At 73.8% G+C, this 2,787-nt stretch carries 2 protein-coding genes; both read right to left on the minus strand.

Going from position 1 to position 2,787, the window contains the following annotated elements; translation table 11 throughout:
• Positions 1 to 879: AAA family ATPase (locus ACWDX9_RS62140; RefSeq protein ID WP_449973252.1), on the minus strand; the 879-nt coding region annotated here is incomplete at its 3' end.
• 68 nt (positions 880 to 947) lie between these two features.
• On the minus strand, positions 948 to 2,465 hold the full coding sequence (locus ACWDX9_RS62145; RefSeq protein WP_449973253.1) for an RtcB family protein: 1,518 nt from the start codon (positions 2,463 to 2,465) through the stop codon (positions 948 to 950).
• Positions 2,466 to 2,787 lie beyond the last annotated feature (322 nt).

Consider the following 2,787-nt stretch of genomic DNA (forward strand, 5'->3'; position numbering starts at 1 on the left):
CAGCAGGCCCGCCTCGACCGCCCGGCCGACGCCGCGCATCCGGTACCGGACCGCACCGACTCTGCGGGCCGATCCGGCACCCGCGCCGTCCAGCGCCGCCCGCAGCAGCTCGCCGCGCTCCTGCTTGGGCAGCTCGCGCAACCGCCCGCCGTAGACCTGCTCCAGCCGCCGCGACAGCGTCATCGTGCCGGAGTCCAGCAACGTGGATCGGGGCAACTCGAGCAGCGCCAGCGGATTCCCGGCCGCGGTCCGCAAGATCAGATTCCGGCGGTACGGGTCGAGCCCGGCTTGGCGCAGGTCGAGCAACTCGGCGGCGGCGCGCTCGGTCAGCGGCTCCAGGACCAGCTCCGGCAGCCCGGCCCCGTCGAACGGCGACGGCACCTCCGCGCGCACCGCGATCGCCACGCGCACCGCGGTACCCGCGAGACGCCGCGCGGTGAACGCGAGCACCTGCGCGCTCGGCGCGTCCAGCCATTGCCCGTCATCGACGACCAGCAGCAGCGGCGTGGCCGCCGACACGAGCGTGAGCAGGTCCAGTACGGCGATGCCGAGCGCCATCACCTGCGGCGCGGCACCGGTGGTCCCGGTGAAGGCCGCGTCGATCGCCGCCCGGTGCCCGGGATCCAAACCGGCCGAGTCCGCCAGCAGCGGGGAGATCAGCTGATGCAGCCCGGCGTACGCCAGGTCCCGCTCCGCCTCCGCCCCGGCGCCGCGCACCACTCGGAACCCGGCGGCCGCCGCTGCCAGCCCGTCCAGCAACGCCGTCTTGCCGAGGCCGGCCTCACCCCAGAGCACCAGGACCGGGCCGGCCTCGTCGCCGAGCAGCGCCAGGAGCCGCGATCGTTCCTCGTCCCGTCCGACGAGCTCACCCTGGCGCACGCACGAACCCTATCCGGACGTCGGCGACGGGGCCGTCGAGGTGCCTGTACCGTGCGCGGGGAAGGCGGTCAGCCCTTGACGGTGAGGAGCGGGCGCAGCTCGGCCACCGGGTCCGCCACACCTCCCGCGTGCAGGCTCGACACCACGGGTCCGATGTCCTTGTACGCCCACGGTGCTTCCTGCTTGAGGTCGCGCCGCCAGGCCGCCATCACGTCCGCGCGGCGCGCCACGGTCGGATCGCGGTGGTCCAGCGGCGTGACCACGCGGAACTCTCGCAGGAACGCGTCGAGGTCATGGTCGCCGGCCCGTGCGGTGGCGCCGCGCGGGACGCGCCGTCCGGCGCCGTGGCAGGCGCTGGCCAGCGTGCGGGCGTTGCCGTGGCCGCGCAGCAGGTAGCTGGACGCTCCCATGGACCCGGGCACGATCACGGGCTCGCCCCACATCGCGTACGGGCCGCCGGCCATCTGCTCGTGACCACCCGCCGGTGTCGCGCCTTTGCGGTGGATGACGCGGTCCTCCTCCTGCCAGAACAGGTTGTGCGGCGCGTCGTACACCAGCCGCGCCGTCATCCGGCCGCATTCGGCGGCGAGCCCGGCCCGCATGGTGAGGGCGAGGAAGAACCGGTTGCCTGAGGCGAAGTTGGCGGCGTTGCCGAACGCGTCCAGGTAGCGGTGCCGGGCGGCGGCCGTGCGCTCGTTCAGCAGGAACGGCAGGATCTGGTTGCGGGGTCGCGACAACCCCGGCGGCCAGGTCTGGCGCAGCCGGTCCAGCGCTGTGGCGTTGGCCTGGTGTCCCAGCGCCAGTGAGCCGCTGTGCACCATCAGGACGACCGCGCCCGCTGTCAGGCCCCACGCGTACGCGGCGGCGGGATCGTGGACCTGTGCCACGTACTGCAGTTCGGCGAAGTGGTTGCCGCCGCCGATGCTGCCGATGAGGCTGTCGTGGCTGGCGGCCTCGGTGCCGCCCGCGCTGGTGATCCAGTCGGCGAACGCCTCGGCGGTGCCGGTCGGGTACGCCGGAGCGTGCATGCGGTCCAGGCAGTCCTCGGTGTCGGTCGGCTGGTGGCCCTGCCAGGGGGCGTCGCCGGTGAGCAGGAGCCCCGGGAGCCCGTCGCGCAGGAGCGCCTCCCGCTGGGCGGGGGTGAGGGCGATGCGGCGGCCGCCCTCGAAGAACAGGTGCCGCAGCCGCCGTTCCAGGGCGTCCAGGCGCGGCCGTACCTGCTCCACGGTCAGTGAGGTGACCTCCAGCCGCATGCCGCAGTTGACGTCATTGCCGACCGCCTGCGGGAGCAGCGCGCCCTCGGTCTCGATGACCGTGCCGATCGGGATGCCCGCGCCCTTGTGGAAGTCGGGGGTGAGGACGAGGCGGATCAGGCGGGGCGGCGGGCCGTCGTGGCCCGGTACGGCCTCGGCGAGGCGGGCGAGGGTGTCGGCGGTCTCCAGGACGGACAGCACTTCGTCGACGGCGGCCGGTTCGAGGGGCACGCGTTCGTCGGCGCAGATGTCGACGGGGACGTCCCAGGGGTTCGGGAGGGTGAGCCACTGCTCGTCTCGGCGCAGGAGACGGCGGTCCTGACGGGTGCGCATGGTGGTGAAGTCCTTCGGGCTGCTGAAAGGCGATGCAAGGGCGGGCGCGGTCGAAAGCGCGCCGGAGAGGGCGACGGACCGGGCCGCCGCCGTGGGCCTCGTGGTTCAGCAGCCGCGAGGTGAAGGCGTGTCCGACTGTAGTACGGCACGCGCCGCCCACACCACGGATTTACGCCTCCTGCCCACCCTCCCCTATCTCAGCCCGATCGGAAACGAGCAGCGCGTTCAACCGGCGCTGGTTGCTCCTGGCCATCGCCGTCTCCCTGGTGGGCGGGCGCTCCCGCTGATGTCACGGCGGTGGGGCGTGCCGCCTGTCGGCGGC

It is taken from the genome of Nonomuraea sp. NPDC003201, assembly GCF_053590415.1.

What these genes read in the sequence shown, in the direction of transcription:
- ACWDX9_RS62145 (WP_449973253.1), bottom strand. Translation starts at nt 2,465, where the DNA reads ATGCGCACCCGTCAGGACCGCCGTCTCCTGCGCCGAGACGAGCAGTGG.